Origin of the sequence: Thiorhodovibrio frisius, assembly GCF_033954835.1 — a bacterium.
GTDB lineage: Bacteria > Pseudomonadota > Gammaproteobacteria > Chromatiales > Chromatiaceae > Thiorhodovibrio > Thiorhodovibrio frisius.
The window spans coordinates 3,955,734-3,977,984 of the sequence record NZ_CP121471.1 but is presented as its reverse complement, the minus strand read 5'-3'; the positions used below and the strand labels follow the sequence as shown (position 1 = coordinate 3,977,984).

Below are 22,251 nucleotides of genomic sequence, written 5' to 3'. Positions count from 1 at the left end.
GCGCACTAACGCCCAAGCTCAGCCGGCCAGGTTGAGCGAGAGCGAAACCTGGATCGGATGCAGCGGCTTGTTAGGCGGTTTTGTTTGGTGGATCAAATGAAAAGAAAACAAGAGCGAGTCAGGCTTGCAAAAAAAGAAGGTTGGTATCACGGGCATAACAGAAAAGACCCCGTTGTGATTTATGACCCTGGAACGGAACTTGAACTTTGCATTGCTTATGATGAAGGATGGAATATTGGGATAAACGCTCCAGATGATGCGAAAAACCCGTATGGAATCTATCAGCGCAACCGTGTGCCAAAGTCAGGATGGTACAAATACGAAAGCATGGGTAAAGCCCATTTCTTTCGCAAGGGCTGCACTTCGTCAATTTGCGGCACAGTGTTTTTTGATGACGGATGCAATCCGTTATCTCACACAGATGTAAACATTCAATGCAAAAGTTGCCGCAGGTGATTTTTCCGCCTAACGACAAGCTAAGGCGCGCCAAACCGCGCTGGGCACAAAGCCCGATCTTTTAACCCAAGCTCAAAGCGCGGTTTGGCGTCGCCTTGAGCAACTTGTTAGGGGGTTTCATGTTTAGAAGCTGGTTTGTTCACAATCTTTTTGCCCACCCTGCGATGCAAATCTTGAATATGGTTGGCTTGCATCGTGCTGCTGAATATGTCCACGACGGCACATTACCTTTGGCTGACGGCGGTTCCACCTAACGCCCGGCTCACCGGCGCCGTATTCCGGCGTCCGGTGCAGCACCTCGTTAGGCTAATTTTGGAGATAAACATGAATGATCAATGCGAGCATAAAGTACGCCCGCCTGAATTGTATTTCAACTGGACTTTCCCTCAGCGGCAGCGCTGTATTCGGTGCGGAAAATGGCTTACTGAAGATGACTTGCACAGAGCGCGTTTCGATTTTATCCGTGAATACCAATCAGCGGCGCGCTATGCGGCTAAAGCTTTGTCAGCCTAACGCCCCGCATCAGCCGCGCGCTATTCGCGCGTCGGCTGGATGCTAGGGTTAGGCTTGTTTTATCGAGAGGATCACAATGACATCACAACAGCGCGACTACATCACAATGATGAATCGATCACGATATTACCAACATACGCGCCATGATTGCGATATGCGTTATGTTGCGATCCAGGTTCGTTATCAAAATCAGTTTTGCTTTCCAAAACGATTCTGGCCTAATCAAAAACGAATTGCCCAGTTATCGATTCGGAACATGACGCGATTCAGTTATGGGCCAGCGCGATGCTAAATGTTCATGCCTAACGCCCCGCATCAGCCGCGCGCTATTGGCGCGTCGGCTGGATGCAATCGTTAGGTTAATTTTTAACCGGAGAGAATTATGAGTAACGATTGTTGGAACAAAGATTTGCAATGTCGCTGGCAATCCTGGCGTGTTGTTGGCGACCGTCACCTCGCTTTAGATTTGCCTGACATGAATTGTTGCGACATGGGTGGTGCAATAAAGATTGCTCAATATCTATACCCGGATGTTGACAAAATTGACACGTTTTCCGGCGGTCAACCTGACACAAAATATCGCTTTGACCACGACGGATCCGAATGGAAGGCGTTTATCTGATTCCGCCTAACAGTTAACTAGACAGAAAGTTGGTCAGGTGTGCTAGACAGAATCCGTCTAGCCCCGTTAGCATAGATTCCATCTAGCCCGGAGAACCAAGGCGAACCGTTCGACCGGCGCTAGACGAAATCCACACTCTCTGCCTGTGAGATCGACGTTAGCACATGCCGAAACCTCAAGCAACAGGACCAACGGCCAAGGATCGGTTTTGGGATCAATTCATCGCCCGAGCCGTTCAAGCCGGCGTCAAGGAGAATGCGCTTCGATGGCTGGTACGCCGGGCGGAAGCCTATCTTGCGGCCTTTCCGGGCAAGCGCCTGAAGCAACATAAGCTTGATGACGTGACCGGCTATCTGCAACAGGCTGGGCGGCTAGACAGAATTTCTGACTGGCAGTTTGTGCAAATCGTCGATGCTATACAGAATTTGCTGGTGACTGCAAAGGCGCCGGTGGCGGCGGAGGTGGATTGGGACTTTTGGCGGGCCTCGGCGCGAACCTTGGAGGCGGATCACCCGACTGTGGCACGGGAGACGCCTGCGTTTGAGGAATCTCCGGTATCGGGTGCCCGGTTAAAGGAGAAGCGGAATGCGACCTCGGCGCTCGACCAGGTGAGGGAGGCGCATCGGCCGTTGCTGGAGCGCATGGTGGGGGAGATTCGGCGACGGCACTATTCGATTCGCACGGAGCAGTCTTATGAAGCCTGGGTGTGCCGTTTTATTCTGTTCTGCGATCAGCGGGACCCGGCGGATGTTGGCGCTGAGCGGATTCGCGCGTTCCTGGAGGACTTGGCGGTGCGCGGCAATGTCTCGGCGAGTACCCAGAATCAAGCATTGAATGCGCTGGTGTTTCTGTACAAACAGGTGCTCGGGCGGTCGCTGGAGGAGCTTGGGGATTTTGCGCGCGCGAAACGGCCGAAGCGACTGCCGGTGGTGCTGGAGCGCGGGGAGGTCGCACGATTGCTAAGTGGGATCGAGGGCGTCCAGCATCTCATGGCGGCTTTGCTTTACGGTACCGGGATGCGGTTGATGGAGTGCATGCGGTTACGAGTGCAGGATATCGACTTCAGTTATCATCAGATTCTTGTTCGCGATGGCAAGGGGCAGAAGGATCGGTTGGTGCCGCTGCCGGTGCGTTTGGAGGAGCCCTTGCGGGAGCAATTGCGCAAGGTGCGCGCATTGCACGAGCAGGATCTCGCCGCGGGCCATGGGGAGGTGTTTTTGCCGGATGCTCTAGCGCGCAAATGGCCGCATGCACCCAAGGAGTGGATTTGGCAATATGTGTTTCCGAGTGGTCGGCTGTCGGTTGATCCGCGCAGCGGCAAGACGCGCCGGCACCATGTGCATGAGAATAGCTTGCAGAAGGCGGTGAAGGCCGCGGCGCAACGGGCGGGGATTACGAAGAAGGTAAACTGCCATTGTCTGCGCCATTCGTTTGCGACACATTTGCTGGAATCCGGCTATGACATTCGCACCTTGCAGGAGTTATTGGGGCATGCGGATGTGTCAACCACGATGATTTATACCCATGTGTTGAACCGTGGCGGTCAGGGGGTGCGCAGTCCGTTGGATGGGTTGCTCTAGCTGCGGATGCGCGCAGCCAGGTGATTCCCGAGAGCCGGTGGCCGAACGCACTGCGGTTGCGCACGAGCGTCTTCTACCGCGCCAGCACCGCCTTCGAGCGGCGAGCCAGGAGCATTCGCGGCCTCTAGCGGCTGCGCCGCAACCAGCGTGTCGCGCTGCGCTTTGGCATGCGCGAGACCGTGCGTTCGGTCGCGCTGGCCGGTTTGTGCGAGCGTATGGACCGGTAGCTGCTGAGCGTGCTGACGCGCTGAGCGAGTGGCTCAGCGCCAATTGTCCACTGGCAGCCCAACGATCCGGCGAAATTCCACCTCGTTGCTCGTGACCATCGTTAAGCCGCGCGCCAGCGCCGTGGCGCCAATCAGGACATCGTAAGGGCCGATTGGCGTGCCCCGGGCTTTCAGATCGGCCCGAATTGCGGCGGCGGCTTCCGCGTCGGCCAAGGTGAAGGGTAGGGTCGTGATGGAGGCAAAAAACGCCTCCAGCACCGGCGTCAGCTCACGGGCGCGCGCCGGCTTTAGGCGCAACCCGAACGCCACCTCCATGCGCGTCAGCGTCGAGACCGCAATCAGCGTCGGCGCCGTGGCCTTCACGCGGGCCAGCACCGTCGGTTCGCCCTTGACGAAGTCGGACACCGTGCAGGTATCGAGCAAATACCTCATGCAAGCGGATTTTCAGTGGGGGGCGGCATGCCCTCGCGGAACGCCTCGAAACGCGGCGCGTCGGCAACGCCCTCGAAGTTGGCCACGGCCGCTGGCCAGTAGTCCGAGCGCTCGGCCAGCCAGGCTTGCAGTGCCTGAGTAATCAGTGCCGAAGCGCTTTGTCCCTGCTGTTCGGCAACGGCGAACAACCGCTCGCCGATGGTGGGATCGAGTTCGATATCAAGATGCATGAGAGGGCTCTTGGTAAGGGGGGGATAAGCTTGTCTTCATGGTGCTGCCATTGGGTGGCGCGGCGCGGGCATCTTCGTGAGTGTGACGAAAGTGCTAGCCGTGCCCAATCAGCTCATCGATATGGGTGCCGACTGAGCGGCCAAGGGCGGAGAGGGCGTATCCGCCTTCCAGTACGGAGACGACCCGGTCTTGCGCGTAGCGTGCGGCGAGGTCGTGCAGTTCGTGGGTGATCCAGGCATAGTCTGGCTCACGCAGCATGAAGTGCGCCATGTCATCTTCGGCATGGCCGTCGAAGCCCGCTGATATCATGATCAGGTCGGGCTTGAAGTCATCGAGTCGGGGTAGCCAGCTTTGCTCGACTGCGCTGCGGAAAGCCGCGCCATCGGTGCGCGCGGGTAGCGGTAGGTTGATGACGTTGGGCGCCTTGCTGTCGGCGCCGGAGCCGGGGTAGAAGGGATGCTGAAAGCTTGAACAAAAGAGCACCCGCTCGTCGCCCGCAAAGATATTCTCGGTGCCATTGCCATGATGGACGTCGAAATCCACAATAGCGATGCGTTTGAGAGCATGTTCGGCCATTGCATGGGCAGCGCCGACGGCGACATTGTTAAAAAAGCAAAAGCCCATTGCCTGATGGCGTTCGGCATGATGGCCGGGCGGTCGCACGGCGCAGAAGGCAGCGTGGTGCTTGTCGGTCATGACCAGGTCAACCCCGAGCATGGCGGCGCCGGCGGCGCGGCGGGCTGCATTGAGGGTGCCGGCGCTCATGGCGGTATCGCCATCGACCCAGGTCAGCACATCGCTCGCCGTGGGCGCGTTGGCGAAAATCATCTCGACGTAATCGGCATCATGCACCCGTAACAGGGCTTCGCGCTCTGCGAGCGGCGCGTCATAATGGGTCAGCAGTATTTCGATGCCGGAGGCGATCAGTCGGTCGGTGATCGCATGCAGGCGCTCGGGTACCTCTACATGGTGCGCGCCCATGCGGTGATCCAGGCAGTCGGGATGAGAGATGAAGGCGAGATTCATGGTTTTTGTGCTCGGCCTGTGCGGGCGAATTGATTCGCCTGGAAAATGATTGGTTTGGAAATTCCTTCGCCTGAAGCAGCTTTATGTCATCAGGTTAGTCTATTGGGGCAAATAGATCGGCCCCTGCGCCCGGGAGGGCACCAAGATGCGTTTATCGGATGTCGATCAACTCTTTGTCCCTAGTGCCGTGGCGGTCTTTGGCGCCAGCGACCGTGAGGGCTCGGTCGCAGGCATGGTGTTTCGCAACCTGCTTGCCGGCGGCTTCAAGGGGGGATGCTATCCGATCAATCCCAAATATGAAAAGGTGGCGGGCGAGCGGTGCTATCCCGACCTGGCTGCGCTCGATAAGCATGTCGAGCTGGCGTTGATTGCCACGCCGGCCGATAAGGTGGCCGGTATTCTTGATCAGTGCGGCGAGGCGGGGGTGCGCGCGGCCGTGGTGCATTCGGCTGGCTTTGCCGAGCGCGGTGAGCGCGGCGTGGCCTTGCAGGAGAAATTGGTCGAGGCGGCAAGGCGCAATCGAATCCGGGTGCTGGGGCCAAATTGCCTGGGCGTCATGCGCCCTGCCCATGGCTTGAATGCCACCTTTGGCCATGAGCAGGCACTGTCGGGGCATGTTGCGCTGGTGTCGCAGTCCGGGGCTGTGTGCACTGCCATGCTCGATTGGGCAGGGCCCCGGCGCATTGGCTATTCGGCGGTGGTGTCTCTGGGCGCGGCGGCGGATGTGGACTTTGGTGATGTGCTCGATTATCTGGCACTCGATTCCCAAACCCATAGCATTCTGCTCTATGTTGAGGGCATCCGCGATGCGCGACGTTTCATGAGCGGGCTGCGCGCGGCAGCGCGGCTCAAACCGGTAGTGGTGGTCAAGACCGGGCGCCATCCGGCCGGGTCGCGTGCAGTCAAGTCACATACCGGCGCCTGGGTGGGTTCGTCGGAAGTGTTTCGCGCGGTGATGGAGCGCGGCGGTGCGGTGCAGGTCGATTCGCTTGATCAACTCTTTGCTGCCGCTCAGGTGTTTGGTGCCGGGCGGCGCATCGCTGGCAACCGCATGGCCATTGTCACCAATGGCGGCGGGCCGGGCGTGCTGGCGGCAGATCGTGCAGTCGAGCTGGGGCTGAGCCTGGCGACCCTGAGCGATGAAACCCGCGCCGAGCTGGAAAAACTTTTGCCCGAGCACTGGTCGCACGGCAACCCGATCGACGTGATCGGCGATGCTCCGGCCGCGCGCTATGGCGCCGCGTTGCGTCTGTGTCTTGCCGATACCAATGTCGATGGCGTGCTGGCGATTCTGGCGCCACTGGCCAGCGTTGACCCGACCGCCGTGGCGCGCGAGGTGATCGAGGCTGCTGCCAAGACCCGCAAGCCGGTGCTGGCCTGCTGGATGGGCGGGACCCGGGTGGCCGAGGCCCATGGGCTCTTCTCCGAGCATGGCGTGCCGCACTATGACCTGCCGGAAGTTGCCGCTGAGGCGCTGTCCTTTCTCGGGCGCCAGCAGCGTAACCAGAAGCTGCTGATGCAGTCACCCGGACCGCTGTCGCAACAGCTCACCCCCGATGTTGAGGGCGCGCGCCTGATCATTGAGGGCGTCATGGCCGAGGGGCGCAAAACGCTGGGCACCATCGAGGCCAAGGCGATTCTGGCAGCCTTTCGCATTCCAACGACCCAGACAGTCCTTGCCCGTTCGCCCAACGAGGCGCTGATCGCCGCCGAGGCGTTGTCCTTTCCGGTGGTGATGAAAATTAACTCGCCCGACATCCGCTACAAGTCCGATGTCGATGGGGTGCGGCTGAATCTGACCGATGCCCAGAGCGTGCGTCGCGCCTATGGCGAGTTGACGGACCGGGCGCGCAGCCTGCGTCCCGAAGCGCATATCGAAGGGGTGACGGTGGAGCACATGGTCCCGAGCCGCGCCGCGCGCGAGCTGATGGTGCGGGTAGTGCGCGATCCCATTTTCGGCCCGGTGATCAGCTTCGGCGCCGGCGGGACCGACACGGATGTGCTTGCAGACCGCGCGCTTGGCCTGCCGCCGCTCAATGCCTTTATTGTCCAGACTATGATCGAACACACCCGGGTCGCGCGGCTGATGGGTGCTTTCGGTAACATGCCGCCGATGAACCGCCAGGCACTCGCGCGCATTCTGCAACGCGTCTCGGAGATGGTGTGCGAGCTGGCCGAGGTGATCGAGTTGGAGATTAACCCGCTGATCGGCAATGATCTTGACGTGATCGCGGTGGACGCGCGCATTCAGGTCGCCTATCGCCCGCCGCAGATGCCGGTGTATGGTCACATGGCGATTCACCCCTATCCGCAGCATTTGATCGAGCGGGTGCCCTTGCCGGACGGGGCGGATCTTACCATCCGCCCGATCCGGCCCGAGGACGCACAGATGGAGCAGGATTTTGTGCGCGGGCTGTCGGAGCAGACCAAGTATTTCCGCTTTATGCAGGCGATCAAAGAGCTGACGCCGGAGATGCTGGTGCGCTTTACCCAGATTGACTACGATCGCGAGATGGCGCTGATCGGCGTGGTGGTGGACCAGGGGCAGGAAGTCGAGGTTGGCGTGGCCCGCTACATGTCGCGCCCCGGCGGCGACACCTGCGAGTTCGCGATTGTGGTGTCCGACGCCTGGCGCAATCGCGGCATTGGCGCGCGCCTGATGCGCTCGCTGATGGCCAATGCCCGTGCCAAAGGCCTGCGCATCATGGACGGCGAGGTGCTTTCGGCCAATACCCGCATGCTGGCGCTGGTCAAATCGCTCGGTTTTGGTATCGAAAGCGACCGGCTTGACCCCAGTGTCAAGCAGGTGTCGAAGGTGTTGTAGCAGGCGATTGGTTTATTGCCTGCGTTTTCGCAGTCGGAGGACACTTGAGTTTTTTGGTGGTGCACGACCCGAAGAGCCTGGTATGCCACTGATTTCAGTTTTCTTCGGTATTGTGATCCGGATGTGGCATGACGACCATCCGCCGCCTCATATCCATGTTGAATACCAGGGATTCGAGGCATTGGTCGACATTCGCACAGGTCGCATCAGTCAAGGGGGTTTGCCGCGCAAAGTCGCGGCGATTGTGGCGGAATGGTGTCAGGTGCACCAGGACGAATTGATGCATAACTGGAACCGCGCGCAGCGGTTCGAGCCTCTTCAACCTATTCAGGGGCAGATCGTGATTAAACTGCTTGAAGCGCGATATCTCGGCCATTGTCGATTGGAGCTGCTGTTTTCCGATGGGCATCTTGGCGTCTTTGATGTTGGTGCTTATCTGGCTGCGCGCAGCGGCCCCTTGCTCGATGAACTGCACTCCGAGTCTTACCTTCAGCGATTTTTGATCGACGCCGGAGCCCTGGGTTGGCCGAATGGATTGGAGCTTTCGCCGATGCGGCTTTATGAGTTGTGTGAGGCGCGGGAAGCGGCTTGACGTTGTTTTCCGCGCTTTTTTGATCGATTTGTTTTCCGCCTGGCGCGTCTTTTAAACTTTATGAACTACTCAACCATCGAATCCCTCATCGGGAACACCCCGCAGGTAGCGCTGCAACGGCTGCCGGGTGAGACCAGCAACACCATTCTCGCCAAGCTTGAGGGCCAGAATCCGGCCGGCTCGGTGAAGGACCGCGCGGCGCTCAGTATGATTCAGCGTGCCGAGCAGCGCGGTGCCATCAAGCCCGGTGATACCTTGATTGAAGCCACTAGTGGCAATACTGGCATTGCGCTGGCCATGGCGGCGGCTATCAAGGGGTATCGCATGCTGTTGGTTATGCCGGAAAACATGAGCGTCGAGCGGCGCCAGTCTATGGCCGCCTTTGGTGCCGAGATTCGCCTGACGCCAAAGGATGGCAGCATGGAGGCGGCGATCGATCTGGCACGCGAGCTGGAGGCCAAGGGGGAGGGCGTGCGTTTGGATCAGTTCTCCAATTCGGACAATCCGGAAGCCCACTTCGAGACTACAGGCCCAGAAATCTGGCGCGATACCCAGGGGAAACTGACCCACTTCGTCAGTGCCATGGGCACCACGGGCACCATCATGGGGGTGAGCCGCTACCTCAAGCAGTGCAGCGCAAGTGTGCAGATCGTTGGGGTGCAGCCGGAAGAGGGCTCCAGTATCCCCGGCATCCGCCGCTGGCCGACAGAATACTTGCCCAAGATCTATGACCCCAAGCGCGTGGATCGCATCATCGACATCAGCCAGCTTGAGGCCGAGGAAACCACCCGCCGACTGGCGGCGGAGGAGGGCATCTTTGCCGGCATTTCCTCCGGCGGCGCCGTTGCTGCGGCGCTGCGGCTATCGCGCGAGCAGGAAGGCGCCGTGATTGTTGTGATTGTCTGCGACCGGGGCGATCGCTACCTCTCCACCGGCGTGTTTCCAGCCTGAGACGCGCCGATTCTGAGCGCGCGGGCCATCAAAGAGAGCCACATTTGAGCAAGAAAAAACCGCTTCCCCAGGAGCCCATTGAGGCCGAGATTGGCGACCTGAGTCACGACGGTCGCGGTGTCGCCCATGTCGACGGCAAGGCCGTGTTTGTGCAGGGCGCCCTGGCCGGTGAGCGGGTGCGCTTTCGGCTAACGCGCCGGCAACGGCGCCATGACGAGGGCGAGGTGGTCGAGGTGCTCAGCGCATCGCCAGACCGCGTCACTCCGCGCTGCGCCCACTTCGGGCTTTGCGGCGGCTGCGCCCTGCAGCATCTCGATCCGGCCGCGCAGATCGGCATGAAGCAGGAGGTTCTCGCCGCAGCCCTGGAGCGCATCGGTAAGGTGCGGCCCGAGACTTGGCTGCCGCAGCTGGTGGCCGAGCATTGGGGCTACCGGCGCAAGGCGCGGCTTGGCGTGCGCTATGTCGCCAAAAAGGGCCGGGTGCTGGTCGGCTTTCGCGAACGGCGCTCGTCCTTCGTCGCCGATCTCGCGCGCTGCGAGGTGTTGCACCCGGCGGTCGGCGAGCGCCTGACCGAACTCGCCGAGCTGATCGGGAGCTTAAGCATCCGCGAGCGGATCGCGCAGATCGAAATGGCCCAGGGCGACGGCCCGGTGGTGCTGATCTTTCGCGTGCTCGAGCCACCGACGCCGGGCGATATCGACCTGCTGCAAGCCTTCGCCGCCCGCACTGGTTTGCATGTCTATCTCCAGCCTGGCGGCATCGAGACGGTTGCGCCCCTGCCCGGGCAGCAGGCGGAGTTGAGCTATGCCTTGCCGGCGCAGGATGTCACCCTGGCGTTCGAGCCCAACGACTTCACCCAGGTCAATCTGGAACTGAACCGCCTGTTGGTTGCGCGCGCGCTCGAACAACTCGACCCTGGCCCCGGTGATCGGGTACTGGATCTGTTCTGCGGCCTTGGCAATTTCACCCTGCCCATCGCCCGCCGTGCCGGCTTGGTTCTCGGGGTTGAGGGCGATGCCGGCTTGGTCGAGCGCGCGCGCGCCAATGCCGGGCGCAATGGGCTCGATGACAGCCGCGTGCGCTTTGAGCGCGCTGATCTTTATAGCGAAACGCCGGATCAGGACGCGGCTGGGCCTTGGGACTGGTCGCGGCAATCCTTCGACCTAGCACTCATCGATCCGCCCCGCAGCGGCGCCTTGCAGGTGCTCGACGCGCTGGCAGCAACCGGCATCCGGCGCCTGGTCTATGTGTCCTGCTATCCTGGAACCCTCGCGCGCGACGCTGGTTATCTGGTGGCCAATCATGGCTTTCGCCTTGAGGCTGCCGGTGTGATGGATATGTTTCCGCACACGGCCCATGTTGAGTCTTTGGCGGTGTTTGAGCGAAGCAAGAGGGGCACCTTGGCGTGAGCCTTTGCCAGCTGCCACCACAGGTGACTGATCTGCTAAAACAATGCGAGTTTTTCTGTTTGCCGAGGCTGTATAAACGATGAATTTTGTTGACCTCAAAACCCAGTACGAACGCCTTCATGAGCCGATCAATCGCGGAATTCAGCGAGTGCTCGAGCATGGTCAGTTCGTGATGGGGCCAGAAGTGCTGGAGCTGGAACAGCGGCTTGCGGACTTTGTTGGCGTTGCGCATTGCGTATCGGTATCAAGTGGAACCGATGCATTGCTTGCGGCCATGATGGCGCTGGGCATTGGGCCTGGGGATGAGGTCATCACCACGCCATTTACTTTCGTGGCGACGGCCGAGACCATTGCGCTCCTTGGCGCGGTTCCGGTGTTTGTCGATATTGATCCGGTGTCCTATAACATTGCCCCAGGGGCGATCACGGCGGCGATCAGCGAGCGCACCCGCGCCATTATGCCGGTGTCGCTTTATGGCCAATGCTTTGCGGTTGATGAGGTGCGCGGCATTGCGCGCGATGCGGGAGTAGCGGTGATTGAGGACGGTGCCCAGAGTTTTGGTGCCGCCAGTCGCGGACGGCTTTCCTGCGGCTTGAGCGAGATTGGCTGTACCTCTTTCTTTCCCTCCAAGCCCTTGGGTTGTTATGGCGATGGCGGGGCTTGTTTTACCGACGACGCCGAGCTAGCCAGCGTCTTGCGCGAGATACGCAATCACGGGCAAGATCGGCGCTACCATCATGCACGGCTGGGGTTGAATGGCCGACTCGATACCATGCAGGCGGCGATTCTTCTGGCCAAGCTTGATGGCTTTGGCGAGGAGGTCGAACGTCGCACAGCCATTGGACAGCGCTATACCCAGGGCCTGATCGCGGGAGGCGCTGCGTCGAGCCGTGATGCTGAACAGGGGCTGCTGGTTCCTTTTGTTCCTGAGGATCAGCGGTCGGTGTATGCGCAATATACCCTGCAAGTCGATGACCGGGATGCGGTGATTGAGACGCTGAGCGCCCAAGGGATTCCAACCGCCGTGCATTACCCGATTCCGCTCAACGAGCAGCCGGCGTTCGCGAGTTACCCGGTGACCCAGGATCTCTCGGTATCGCGCAGAGTCTCGCGCCGCGTTTTGAGCCTGCCAATGCACCCTTACCTTGGGGAGCAGGATCAGGACCGCATCATCGCGAGCGTCCTTGCCGCCTGTCGCTAAGCAGGCAGACCTTTTTCGCTATTTCTACTTCTGGACATACTGATGCCTGACTATCGCTCTCGAACAACCACTCATGGTCGCAACATGGCCGGTGCCCGCGCGCTTTGGCGCGCCACTGGCATGAAAGACGGTGATTTCGACAAACCAATTATTGCAGTGGCCAATTCTTTTACCCAATTTGTCCCAGGTCATGTGCACCTAAAGGACATGGGGCAATTGGTTGCTGCGGAGATTGAACGGGCCGGAGGCGTGGCCAAGGAGTTCAATACCATCGCCGTTGATGACGGCATCGCCATGGGGCATGGCGGCATGCTCTATTCGTTGCCGTCGCGCGATCTGATTGCCGACTCGGTTGAATATATGGTCAATGCGCATTGTGCTGATGCGCTGGTGTGCATCTCAAACTGCGACAAAATCACCCCTGGCATGCTGATGGCGGCCCTGCGGTTGAACATCCCGACGGTGTTCGTCTCTGGCGGTCCGATGGAGGCGGGCAAGGTGATTCGTGGCGAGAACGAGCAGCATCTTGATCTGGTCGATGCCATGGTCGCGGCAGCCGATTCCAACAGATCCGATGCCGAGGTGGCCGAGTATGAGCGCTCCGCCTGCCCGACCTGCGGGTCCTGTTCGGGCATGTTTACGGCCAACTCGATGAACTGCCTAACCGAGGCTTTGGGTCTGAGTCTGCCCGGCAATGGCTCGCTGCTGGCCACACACCAGGCACGGCGGGATCTGTTTCTGGAGGCGGCTCGACTGGTGGTGTCCCTGGCGCGGCGCTGGTACGAGCAGGACGATGCCAGCGTGTTGCCGCGCTCGATTGCGAGCTTCGAGGCGTTCGAGAATGCCATGTCGTTGGATATCGCCATGGGCGGTTCAACCAACACCGTGCTTCATCTGCTGGCGGCAGCCTTTGAAGCTGGAGTGCCTTTTTCGATGAGCGATATCGATCGGCTCAGCCGCAAGGTGCCAAACCTGTGCAAAGTGGCGCCTGCGACGCAGCAGTATCACATGGAGGACGTCCACCGTGCCGGCGGAGTGATGGGGATCATGGGCGAACTCGACCGTGCCGGCCTGGTCCATCGCGAGGTGCCTACAGTGCATAGCGAGTCCTTTGCGCGGGCGCTTGATCAGTGGGACCCGATGCGCACCGATGCCGAGGCCGTGGTGCAGCGTTATCTCGCCGCGCCCGGCGGCGTGCCCACCCAGCAGGCGTTTAGCCAGAACGAACGCTGGCCGGCGCTGGATTTGGATCGGGATCGGGGCTGCATTCGCCGGCTCGAGTCCGCCTACAGCCGTGATGGCGGCCTGGCCGTGCTCTATGGCAATTTGGCCGAGGACGGTTGCATTGTCAAAACCGCCGGTGTCGATGAGTCCATTCTGCAGTTCACCGGGCAGGCGCGCGTTTTCGAGAGCCAGGAAGATGCCGTGCAGGCGATTTTGGTCGACCGCATCACCGCAGGGGATATCGTACTGATCCGTTACGAAGGACCGAAAGGCGGCCCGGGGATGCAGGAGATGCTCTATCCCACCAGCTATCTCAAGTCCAAAGGGCTCGGCAAACTCTGTGCGCTCATCACCGACGGGCGCTTTTCCGGCGGCACCTCGGGATTGTCGATTGGCCATGTTTCACCAGAAGCAGCCGAAGGAGGCCTCATCGGCCTAGTGGAGGAGGGGGATCGGATCGAAATCGACATCCCGGCCAGACGCATTCAGCTCGATGTCTCGGAGCAGCAGTTAGGTGAACGCCGCGCTCAAATGGAGGCACGTGCTGATCGAGCCTGGATGCCGGCGCAACGCCAACGCCCCATCAGCACGGCATTGCGCGCCTATGCGGCATTGACGACCAGCGCCGCGCATGGCGCGGTCAGAGATGTGACGCGGGTTGGCGGCTAAAACAGGTCGCGCGATCCACTGCGCCGGCGTCCGATGCCGGCGCTGGCCAGGAAGAGCCCAATGATCAGACCGCCGCCGGCGACGCCGGCTCCGGTCAGGAACCAGCGTCGGTCGTCGCCACTGCGCAGGTCGAGGTTTTCCTGCTCAAGTTCGCCCACAGTGCGGGTGAGTTTGGCGACGTCTTTCTGTAGCTGGTTGCGCTCCTCATTTATGTTTACGATATTCTCTGATGTGTGCTCAAATACCGCCAAGGCTTCTTCGAGTTCAATATTGCGCTCGGAAACCGTCTGGTGTTCCTGCTGTAGCGCCTGATGCTCTTCTTCGATTCGGCTGAGCTTGGCCGCGAGTTGATCGGGTTCCTGTTGTAGCTCATCGAGCCGTGCACGCGTTTCCGCGAGCTGAACCCGTGCGGCAGGGTCATCCTGGAGATAGCGTGTGAGTAAGAAACCTGTGGTCCCATCCTCAGTGCGCACGCGCGAGTAGCCTGTTTCGCGGTCTTTGCTTAACACCTGGACCGAGGCGCCGCTTGGCAGAACCCGAATGATTTTATGACTGGTACTCTCGCCACTGCGTAGGTTGAATTCGCCCTGATCAGTGACATAGGCAGTGTCGGCCGTGGCGACCAGGGCTGCTCCCAAGAGCCCCACGGCGATCAGAGCCCTGATCAGCTTGGGCGCCCATTGGCGGCGATGAGGGGCAGGATGACAACTTGCAACTCGCTTGAACATGGCTGATTAAGACTCCAGTCAAACCTGGCCTGGTGGCGGACCGACCAGAAGAAATTCCAGCAGTGCCTTCTGGGCATGCAGGCGATTTTCGGCCTCGTCCCAGACGACCGATTGGGGCCCGTCGATGACATCTGCGCTGACTTCTTCACCGCGATGGGCAGGCAGGCAATGCATGAACAGCGCCTCTGGATTGGCCTGGGTGAGCAGCGCGCGGTCGATGCAGAAACCCGCGAAGGCCTGGCGGCGCTCGCGCTCCTCATCCTCTTGCCCCATGCTCGCCCAGACGTCAGTGACGACCAGGTCGGCGTTGGTGATGGCTGTCGCCGGGTCGTGCGAGAGATGGCAGCGGTCGCCGTTGGCGGCGAGCAGCTCGTCATCCGGCTCGAAACCTGGCGGGCAGGCGATGCGCAGCTCAAAGTCAAACAGTCGGGCGGCGTTGATGTAGGAGTGACACATGTTGTTGCCATCGCCAATATAGGCGACGCGCCGCCCGCAAATCGGCCCCCGGTGCTCCTGATAGGTCAGCATGTCGGCAAGCAACTGGCAGGGATGGAAGCGGTCTGTCAGGCCATTGATGACGGGCACTTGGGAGTAGGCCGCGAAGGTCTCAATAGTGTCCTGCGCATAGGTGCGTATCATGACTGCATCGACCATGCGCGAGAGCACGCGGGCGCTGTCGGGGATGGGCTCGCCGCGGCCAAGCTGGGTGTCGCGCGGGGACAAGAAAAGCGCGTGGCCACCGAGCTGTGCCATGCCAGCCTCAAAAGAGACCCGGGTGCGGGTGGAGGATTTTTCAAACACCATGGCCAGCGTGCGCTGTTGCAGCGGCAGATAGGCAGTGCCTTCGCGCTGAAGGCGCTTGAGCACCAAGGCGCGATCAATCAGTGCCCGCGCTTCTTCTGTGGAGAGATCAAGCAGGGTGAGAAAATGCCGCAGTGGGCGGTCTTTTCGCTGTGCCATGGCGCTACCCCGAAGCCTCAGTCGGTTGATGGGCGAGAAAACGGCGAATCAGCGTGGCCAGCCCGTCGACGAGTAAGCCGATCTGCTCGTCGTCGATGATCAGCGGTGGCAGCAGCCGCACGACCCGCCCGGCGGTGACATTGATCAGCAGGCCCTGATCGAGCGCCTGCCGGGTGAGTTCCGCGCAGTCGCGTTCAAGCTCGATGCCAATCATCAGGCCAAGCCCGCGAATGTCGCGCACGCCGGGCAGGTCGCCAATGGTCGTGCGCAGTTGCTCCAGCAGGGCCGCGCCCTGGCGAGCGGCCTGCTCCGGCAGGGCCTCCTGCTCGAGTGTTTGCAAGACCGCCAGGGCCGCCTTGCAGGCGAGCGGATTGCCGCCGAAGGTGGAGCCGTGACTGCCAGGGCCCAGAACCTCGGCCGCTGGTCCTCGCGCCAGGCAGGCGCCGATGGGCACCCCATTGGCCAGCCCCTTGGCCAGGGTCATCACATCGGGCAGGATGCCGGCATGCTGGTAGGCAAACAGCTGGCCAGTGCGGCCCATGCCGGTCTGGATTTCATCGAGCATCAGCAGCCAGCCGTGCCGATCACAGCGCTCGCGCAGACCGCGCAGATAGTCGGGCGTCGGCAGGATGACGCCGCCCTCGCCCTGGATGGGCTCGACCAGCACCGCAACAATGCTGGCGGGACTGGTGGCGACCTTATCGATGGCTTCGAGGTCATTGTAGGGTACGCGCGCGAAGCCCTGCACCAGAGGCTCGAATCCGGCCTGGGCCTTGCGGTTGCCGGTGGCCGTTAGTGTGGCCAGGGTGCGACCATGAAAGCTCGACTCCATCACGACAATGACGGGATCTTTGATGCCGCGCTGATGGGCATGCAAACGGGCGAGCTTGATCGCCGCCTCGTTGGCCTCGGCCCCCGAGTTGCCGAAGAAGACCCGGTCCATGCCAGCAAGGCGGGTCAGCTGATCACCGAGTTGTTGCTGCGCCTCGATTTGATACAGGTTAGAGGTATGCAGCAGGCGCCCGGCCTGCTCGCACAGCGCTGCGGCGACGCCCGGATGCGCATGCCCGAGCCCGCAGACGGCGATGCCCGAAATCGCGTCCAGATAGCGGCGCCCCTCGGTGTCCCACAGCCAGAGACCTTCGCCGCGAGCGAAAGTGACTGGCAAAGGGGAATAGGTCGGCATCAGGGATTGGCCCATGTGGTGTCAGGGAGTCTCGTTAGTCTTTCACTATGCCCTGCGTTTGTGCATCACAGAAACGACAAGGCGGTCTTGCGCGGCAGCGCCGAGACCGCCTGAAGGTCTATTCTGTGCCAAACGGGCGAAAGCGCTTAATATATCAGCGTGCGGCACAGGCTCACAACTCACACATTTTTTGCAGGGTTGTACTCGGCGGACATGGACGTTTGACTTGTTTCGGGCGGGGCGATGCCCAGCGGGGATGCCGGGAACCCTGTGAGCGCTACCCGACCCAAAACAGAACACTTGTTTGATTCAGCTTTTTAAAGGTATTTCATGACTGCTTCGGTTCCGACGCGTCGCAGCGGTGCGGCCATTCTGTTCGATGTGCTAAACGATCTGGGCATTGATTGTATTTTCGGTCACACCGGAGGCGCGGTCATCCCGCTGCATGTCGAGTTGAACAAACGTATGCGTCGCGGCGAGCGGGTGCCGCGCTTTATTCTGTGTCGCCAGGAGGGCGGGGCGGGTCATGCCGCCGAAGGCTATGCCCGCGCGGGCGGTCGGGTTGGTGTGGCGCTGGCCACCTCCGGTCCGGGCGCGACCAACCTGGCCACCCCTATTGCCGATGCCTACAAGGACTCGGTGCCCACAGTCTTCATTACCGGGCAGGTGCCGAGTTCGGCCATTGGTAGCGATGCCTTCCAGGAAGTCGATACCCTGGGTATGACCCGGCCTATCTCCAAGCACAATTATCTGGTCAAGACGGTGGCGGACCTTGAGTGGACGCTGCGCGAGGCTTTTGTGCTGGCTGGTTCGGGGCGTCCGGGGCCGGTGGTGGTCGATATCTGCAAGGACGCGCAAATCGCGCTGCTCGATCATCCCAATCCGCCACGTGTGCGCCATCGCGAGCCGCTGCCCTTTGATCCCGCCGCCGCTGATCGCATTCTCGATGCCCTTGCCGCCGCTGATCGTCCGGTGATCAAGGCCGGGGGGGGCATTATTCATGCCGGTGTTTCCGGGGCGCTGCGCCAGTTTGTCGAGCGCTTCGATACCCCGGTCACCACCACCTTCAACGCGCTGGGCGCGGTGCCCATGGATGCGCCCCACGCGCTTGGCATGCCCGGTATGCATGGCAGCATTCCGGCCAACTATGCTCTGCGCGAGGCCGATTTTATCCTCACGCTCGGCGGTCGCTTCGATGATCGGGTCGCGGTCAAGGGTTTTGCCGACGGCAAGCGCATTGCCCATGTGGACATAGACCCCTCCGAAATCGACAAGACCATCAAGACTGATCTGGCACTGGTGGCCTCGCTCGATGAGTTTTTTGCCCATGCGCTTGGTACCAATCGCCGCGCGCAACACTCCGCTTGGATGGTCCGCATCGGCGAGTGGCGCAAACAAATGCCCCTGCCTTATGCGCAGGGCGATTACATCAAGCCCCAGGCGGTCATAGAGGCACTCTCGGAGCTGACCAAGGGCGATGCAACCTTGGTCACAGGCGTGGGTCAACATCAAATGTGGGCGGCGCAATACTATGGCTTCAAGCGTCCGCGCCAGTGGATCAGCTCCGGTGGGCTAGGCACTATGGGCTTTGGTCTGCCGGCGGCCATTGGTGCCTGGTTTGCCAATCCGGACAAGCCCGTGGTGCTGGTCGACGGTGATGGTAGTTTTCAGATGAACATCCAGGAGCTGGCCACCGTGGTTGCCCACCGCATTCCGCTGAAGATGTTTGTGCTTAACAACAGCTTTCTCGGTATGGTGCGCCAGTGGGAGGACATGATGGACGGCGGCCATCATTACGAAACCTGCCTGGCGCGCAACGAAGATTGCGAGCCTGACTGCATGACCATCGACCAGACCTGTCGGCGGCAAGTCCCCAACCTGACTGGCCTGAGCCATGTGTATCCGGGCTTGAAAACCCAGCGCATTCGTGGCCCGCTCGGCATGCGCGAGAGTATCCGCGAGGCACTCAATCAAGACGGCAGCGTGCTGGTGGATGTGTGGATAGACAAGGCCGAAGATGTGCTACCCATGGTGCCGCCAGGCAAGAAGCTTGATGCCATGATTGCCTCCAGTGTCACGCCTGCTGCTGGGGCGAATGCCGCCTGATGTCTATCCCAAAAGCTTAGGTACCGCCTGGCATCTGCCTGGGACCACAAGGAGCAAAGGAGCAGTAGCGGTGAATGCTTAATCCACAGCTGTCAACTTGGGATTTTCACGGCTGTTCGGACGGAGCAATCTGTGTCAGAATTAGGGTCAAGGATGGGCTTCATTTTCGCGTCGAATCTGTTGGGGAATGTGTTCCCGACCCAGAACGAGCTGAATCTCATAGGGGGTTCGGTATAAACTAAAAAAAAGCCGACTTCCTGGTTTTTGGCCACCACTGCCCAAAACCTGTGAAAAGTCGACAGCACTGCCACCAAGTCGCCGGAGGATTCAGCGATGATCGTCTTCTCTCAGCTACACGCGCAAAACCATAAAATCACGGAACTGTCCAATATCTTTCTGTATCTGGTGCAAAATCGTGAAATGTGCGATACAGAAACCGCCTGTGATGTGTTTTTTGAATACTCGACAAAGGTTAAGGAGCACATCGAGCTGGTTGATCGGGAAATCTGCGGCCGTTTGATTTCCTACCCGGATCAGGCGGTGAAAAACACCGCGAACCGGTTTTTGTCCGGCTCGACGGAAATCAAGCGGATTTTCAACCAGTACCTCAAAGAATGGTGCTCAGAGCCGCAGCGGCGCCTGCAAATTCGCGACCATCAGCATTTTCTGAGCGAGACCCAGCAGATGTTCGGCCTGGTGCTCGATCGCATCCAGCGCGAGACCGAGCACCTGTATCCGCTGATCCGCAAACTTGAAGAGCACGCTGCGGAAGCGGCCTAAGTTTGGGTGATAAGAAGTTTGGGTGACAAGATCTGGTGTGATGAGGTCTCTGGTGTGACCGGATATCCGGCGTGATCGGAACCGGCAGCGCGGGGAGCGCCGGCCGATTTCAACCGAGTCTGATTCGATCAGCCCCGGCGCGTTATCACCGGTAGGTCATTGCTGGTAGGTCCTCACGGGCGCGTCATCCCTGATTCGCCGCCAGCCGGCGCTCGAAATGGCTCAGCAGCCGCGAGCGCAAGTTTTTCTCCTTGTGCTTAGCTGCTGCGGCTAGGCGCTTTTCGGCAACCTGAATTAGCAACTCCTGCGCGCCCTTGGTGTTTTCATCGGCCGGCTGGCGCTGCACATAGGTCCCATCGGGCTGCATGTCCCAGGCCGAGCGGGTGTCGGCGAGCTGCACGTCGAGAATCAGCCGCAGTTCCTGGCGTAGCTCCGGGCTCTCGACCGGGGCATGGACTTCCACCCGGGACTCCAGATTGCGCCGCATCATGTCGGCCGAGCCGAAGTAATACTCCTCCTCACCACCGTTGCGGAAGTACAGAATCCGCGCATGCTCCAGAAAGCGCCCGACAATGCTGACCACCCGGCCGGTTTCGGACAGACCCGGCACGCCGGGCCGATAGCGGCAGGTGTCGCGCACAATGAGGTCCACCTTCACTCCGGCACGGCTGGCCTTGTAGAGCGCGCGGGTAATATCCGGATCCTCAAGCGCGTTCATTTTCATCTGGATTAGGCCGCCACCGTCGCGCTGATGATGCTCGATCTCGCGTTGAATGCGGCTCAGAATGCCCGGCTTGAGGGTGTAGGGCGCGGCCAGAATTTTGCGATAACTCGGCGGTGGGGAGTAGCCGGTCAGGTAATTGAACAGCTCGGTCAGATCCTGGGCAATGTCCTCGTCGCAGCCGAGCATGCCAAGATCGGTATAGAGCTTGGCGGTGCCGGAATGATAATTGCCCGTGCCGATGTGATAATAACGGCGCAGCTGAGCGTAATCCCGTCGCACCACAAAAATCAGCTTGCTGTGGGTTTTTAATCCCATCACGCCATAGGTGACGTGAATCCCCTCGGACTCCAATCGCCGCGCCCAGCCGATATTGGCCGCTTCATCAAAGCGCGCCTTGAGTTCCACTAGCACCGCGACCTGCTTGCCGTTGCGTGCCGCTGCGATCAAGGCATCCAGAATAGCCCCGGCCGAGGTGCGATACAGCGTCATTTTAATCGCCAGTACCTTGGGATCCTTTGCGGCAGTCGACAGAAACCGCTCCACCGTGGTTGAGAAGGACTCATAGGGGTGCTGTAGCAGCAGTGGTCCATTTTCGCGGATCACATGAAAGATGTTGCGCCTGTCGTTGGCCAGCAGCGGGTGATCGCCGGGACGATGGGTCTTGTCATGCAACTCGGGCTGGTTGAGTCCAGCCAGTTCGAATAGATCGCGCTTGGCGATCATGCCGGCGACCTCAAAGACATCCTCGGCCTCGTTCAGGCCGAGTTCCGCCGCTAGCATGCCGCGATGCACTGGGTCCATGCCGGCCTGCACCTCCAGGCGCACAATGGGCGCGAAGTGGCGCTCGCGCAGCTCGGTTTCGATCATCTCCAGCAGATCGTTGGCCGCCTCGGCTTCGGGCTCGACAATGGCGTTGCGGGTGACACGGAACAGTTCACAGCTCTCGATCTCCATGCCAGGAAAGAGCATGTCGAGGTTGTGCTTGATCAAATCGTCGAGGGTCACAAAGGTATTAACGTCATCGACCTGAATCAGCCGCTTGGACACATCCTTGCTGACAGGCACCTTGATGCGCGCCAGATAGGTCTCGTTGCCGCCGGGGTAGCGCAGGCGCACCAGCAGATTGAGTGCCAGATTAGAGATAAAGGGGAAGGGATGGGTCGGGTCCATCGCCAACGGCGTGATCATGGGAAAGATGTTGGTGCGGAAGTGCTCGCGCAGGCGCTCACGCGCATCGTCAGGTAAGGCGCTGATGCTGACCAGACGAATGTCCTGGGCCTCCAGTTCCTCCATCAGGCTGTTGAAGAGCCGCATCTGATCGTCCTGAATCTGGGCGATCACCTCGCGGCATTCCGCCAGCTGCTGTTCTGGTGTGCGCCCGTCGATGGTGCGCGAATGCACGCCGGCGGCAAGTTGCTGCTTGAGCCCGCCGATGCGCTTCATGAAGAACTCATCGAGATTGTTGCTGACAATGGCCAGAAACTTCACCCGCTCCAGCAGCGGCGTGCGCGGGTCCTCGCCCTCATGTAGCACCCGTCGATTAAAGGCCAGCCAGGTCAGCTCGCGGTTCAGATAGAGCGCCGGATCATCGAGATCGATTTCTTCCGCCGCCGGGGCAGTGGCGGATTCGGGTTCTGGCTGGTTGAGATCGCTCGGCCCCGAATCCATGGCTTTTGGCTCATTGGGCTCGGGGTCCATCGAACGCGGCGTGGCGGAATCCTGAGCATCGGTAGTATCAGTAAACGTCATGGGTGTGTCCTGATCAGCAGTGTGGAACAGCGACGGGAGGCTGGCGTCTAGCCGGGGTAAA

Annotated in this window: 18 protein-coding genes; 11 read left to right on the top strand and 7 right to left on the bottom strand. The window is 60.4% G+C overall.

All coding sequences use genetic code 11. The features are described from left to right. The first annotated feature begins 96 nt into the window (after positions 1 to 96). From Thiofri_RS18055 to Thiofri_RS18045, 3 genes are all read left to right on the top strand, one after another. Positions 97 to 456, top strand: a complete 360-nt coding sequence (locus tag Thiofri_RS18055) for a hypothetical protein (protein ID WP_143741797.1) — start codon at positions 97 to 99, stop codon at positions 454 to 456. Between the two features lie 895 nt (positions 457 to 1,351). After that, a complete protein-coding gene (locus Thiofri_RS18050; RefSeq protein WP_009147487.1) occupies positions 1,352 to 1,591 on the top strand; it encodes a hypothetical protein in 240 nt (79 codons plus the stop codon). 164 nt (positions 1,592 to 1,755) lie between these two features. Further along, positions 1,756 to 3,171 (top strand): integron integrase, encoded by a 1,416-nt coding sequence (locus Thiofri_RS18045; protein ID WP_009147488.1) that lies wholly within the window; start codon positions 1,756 to 1,758, stop codon positions 3,169 to 3,171. Positions 3,172 to 3,431: 260 nt separating this feature from the next. Here Thiofri_RS18045 and Thiofri_RS18040 read toward each other — a convergent pair whose 3' ends face one another. The 3 genes from Thiofri_RS18040 to Thiofri_RS18030 form a co-directional block, all read right to left on the bottom strand. Continuing rightward, on the bottom strand, positions 3,432 to 3,803 hold the full coding sequence (locus tag Thiofri_RS18040; protein ID WP_201068486.1) for a PIN domain-containing protein: 372 nt from the start codon (positions 3,801 to 3,803) through the stop codon (positions 3,432 to 3,434). A 23-nt stretch (positions 3,804 to 3,826) separates the two neighbouring features. Next, positions 3,827 to 4,060, bottom strand: a complete 234-nt coding sequence (locus Thiofri_RS18035; protein ID WP_009147490.1) for a ribbon-helix-helix domain-containing protein — start codon at positions 4,058 to 4,060, stop codon at positions 3,827 to 3,829. 94 nt (positions 4,061 to 4,154) lie between these two features. Continuing rightward, positions 4,155 to 5,087: a histone deacetylase family protein gene (locus tag Thiofri_RS18030; RefSeq protein ID WP_009147491.1), complete on the bottom strand. Its 933-nt coding sequence runs from the start codon at positions 5,085 to 5,087 to the stop codon at positions 4,155 to 4,157. A gap of 145 nt (positions 5,088 to 5,232) precedes the next feature. On the opposite strand from Thiofri_RS18030, the gene Thiofri_RS18025 reads away from it, so the two are divergent. From Thiofri_RS18025 to ilvD, 6 genes are all read left to right on the top strand, one after another. Continuing rightward, positions 5,233 to 7,911, top strand: coding sequence for a bifunctional acetate--CoA ligase family protein/GNAT family N-acetyltransferase (locus tag Thiofri_RS18025; RefSeq protein ID WP_009147492.1), 2,679 nt, complete (start codon positions 5,233 to 5,235; stop codon positions 7,909 to 7,911). An 82-nt stretch (positions 7,912 to 7,993) separates the two neighbouring features. After that, positions 7,994 to 8,503, top strand: a complete 510-nt coding sequence (locus Thiofri_RS18020) for a DUF4160 domain-containing protein (RefSeq protein ID WP_009147493.1) — start codon at positions 7,994 to 7,996, stop codon at positions 8,501 to 8,503. A gap of 60 nt (positions 8,504 to 8,563) precedes the next feature. Beyond that, positions 8,564 to 9,454, top strand: a complete 891-nt coding sequence (cysM, locus tag Thiofri_RS18015; protein ID WP_009147494.1) for a cysteine synthase CysM — start codon at positions 8,564 to 8,566, stop codon at positions 9,452 to 9,454. A 44-nt stretch (positions 9,455 to 9,498) separates the two neighbouring features. After that, entirely contained in the window at positions 9,499 to 10,863 is a 1,365-nt protein-coding gene (gene rlmD / locus Thiofri_RS18010) for a 23S rRNA (uracil(1939)-C(5))-methyltransferase RlmD (RefSeq protein ID WP_009147495.1), read from the top strand. 79 nt (positions 10,864 to 10,942) lie between these two features. Next, complete coding sequence (locus Thiofri_RS18005) at positions 10,943 to 12,064, top strand: DegT/DnrJ/EryC1/StrS family aminotransferase (RefSeq protein ID WP_009147496.1); 1,122 nt, start codon at positions 10,943 to 10,945, stop codon at positions 12,062 to 12,064. 42 nt (positions 12,065 to 12,106) lie between these two features. Further along, positions 12,107 to 13,957, top strand: a complete 1,851-nt coding sequence (ilvD, locus tag Thiofri_RS18000) for a dihydroxy-acid dehydratase (RefSeq protein ID WP_009147497.1) — start codon at positions 12,107 to 12,109, stop codon at positions 13,955 to 13,957. Here the strand turns inward: ilvD and Thiofri_RS17995 are convergent. Genes Thiofri_RS17995 through Thiofri_RS17985 form a run of 3 tightly spaced genes read right to left on the bottom strand, consistent with a single transcriptional unit; the run spans position 13,954 to position 16,846 of the window. Beyond that, complete coding sequence (locus Thiofri_RS17995; protein WP_009147498.1) at positions 13,954 to 14,685, bottom strand: TIGR04211 family SH3 domain-containing protein; 732 nt, start codon at positions 14,683 to 14,685, stop codon at positions 13,954 to 13,956. The genes ilvD and Thiofri_RS17995 overlap by 4 nt on opposite strands. An 18-nt stretch (positions 14,686 to 14,703) precedes the next feature. Then, a complete protein-coding gene (gene argF / locus Thiofri_RS17990) occupies positions 14,704 to 15,645 on the bottom strand; it encodes an ornithine carbamoyltransferase (protein ID WP_009147499.1) in 942 nt (313 codons plus the stop codon). 4 nt (positions 15,646 to 15,649) lie between these two features. After that, complete coding sequence (locus Thiofri_RS17985) at positions 15,650 to 16,846, bottom strand: aspartate aminotransferase family protein (RefSeq protein ID WP_009147500.1); 1,197 nt, start codon at positions 16,844 to 16,846, stop codon at positions 15,650 to 15,652. A 315-nt stretch (positions 16,847 to 17,161) separates the two neighbouring features. On the opposite strand from Thiofri_RS17985, the gene ilvB reads away from it, so the two are divergent. Next, complete coding sequence (ilvB, locus tag Thiofri_RS17980) at positions 17,162 to 18,937, top strand: biosynthetic-type acetolactate synthase large subunit (protein ID WP_009147501.1); 1,776 nt, start codon at positions 17,162 to 17,164, stop codon at positions 18,935 to 18,937. 333 nt (positions 18,938 to 19,270) lie between these two features. Continuing rightward, complete coding sequence (locus Thiofri_RS17975; protein WP_009147502.1) at positions 19,271 to 19,717, top strand: hypothetical protein; 447 nt, start codon at positions 19,271 to 19,273, stop codon at positions 19,715 to 19,717. Positions 19,718 to 19,901: 184 nt separating this feature from the next. Here the strand turns inward: Thiofri_RS17975 and ppk1 are convergent, their stop codons facing one another. After that, positions 19,902 to 22,190, bottom strand: coding sequence for a polyphosphate kinase 1 (gene ppk1 / locus Thiofri_RS17970; RefSeq protein ID WP_009147503.1), 2,289 nt, complete (start codon positions 22,188 to 22,190; stop codon positions 19,902 to 19,904). Positions 22,191 to 22,251: the final 61 nt, after the last annotated feature.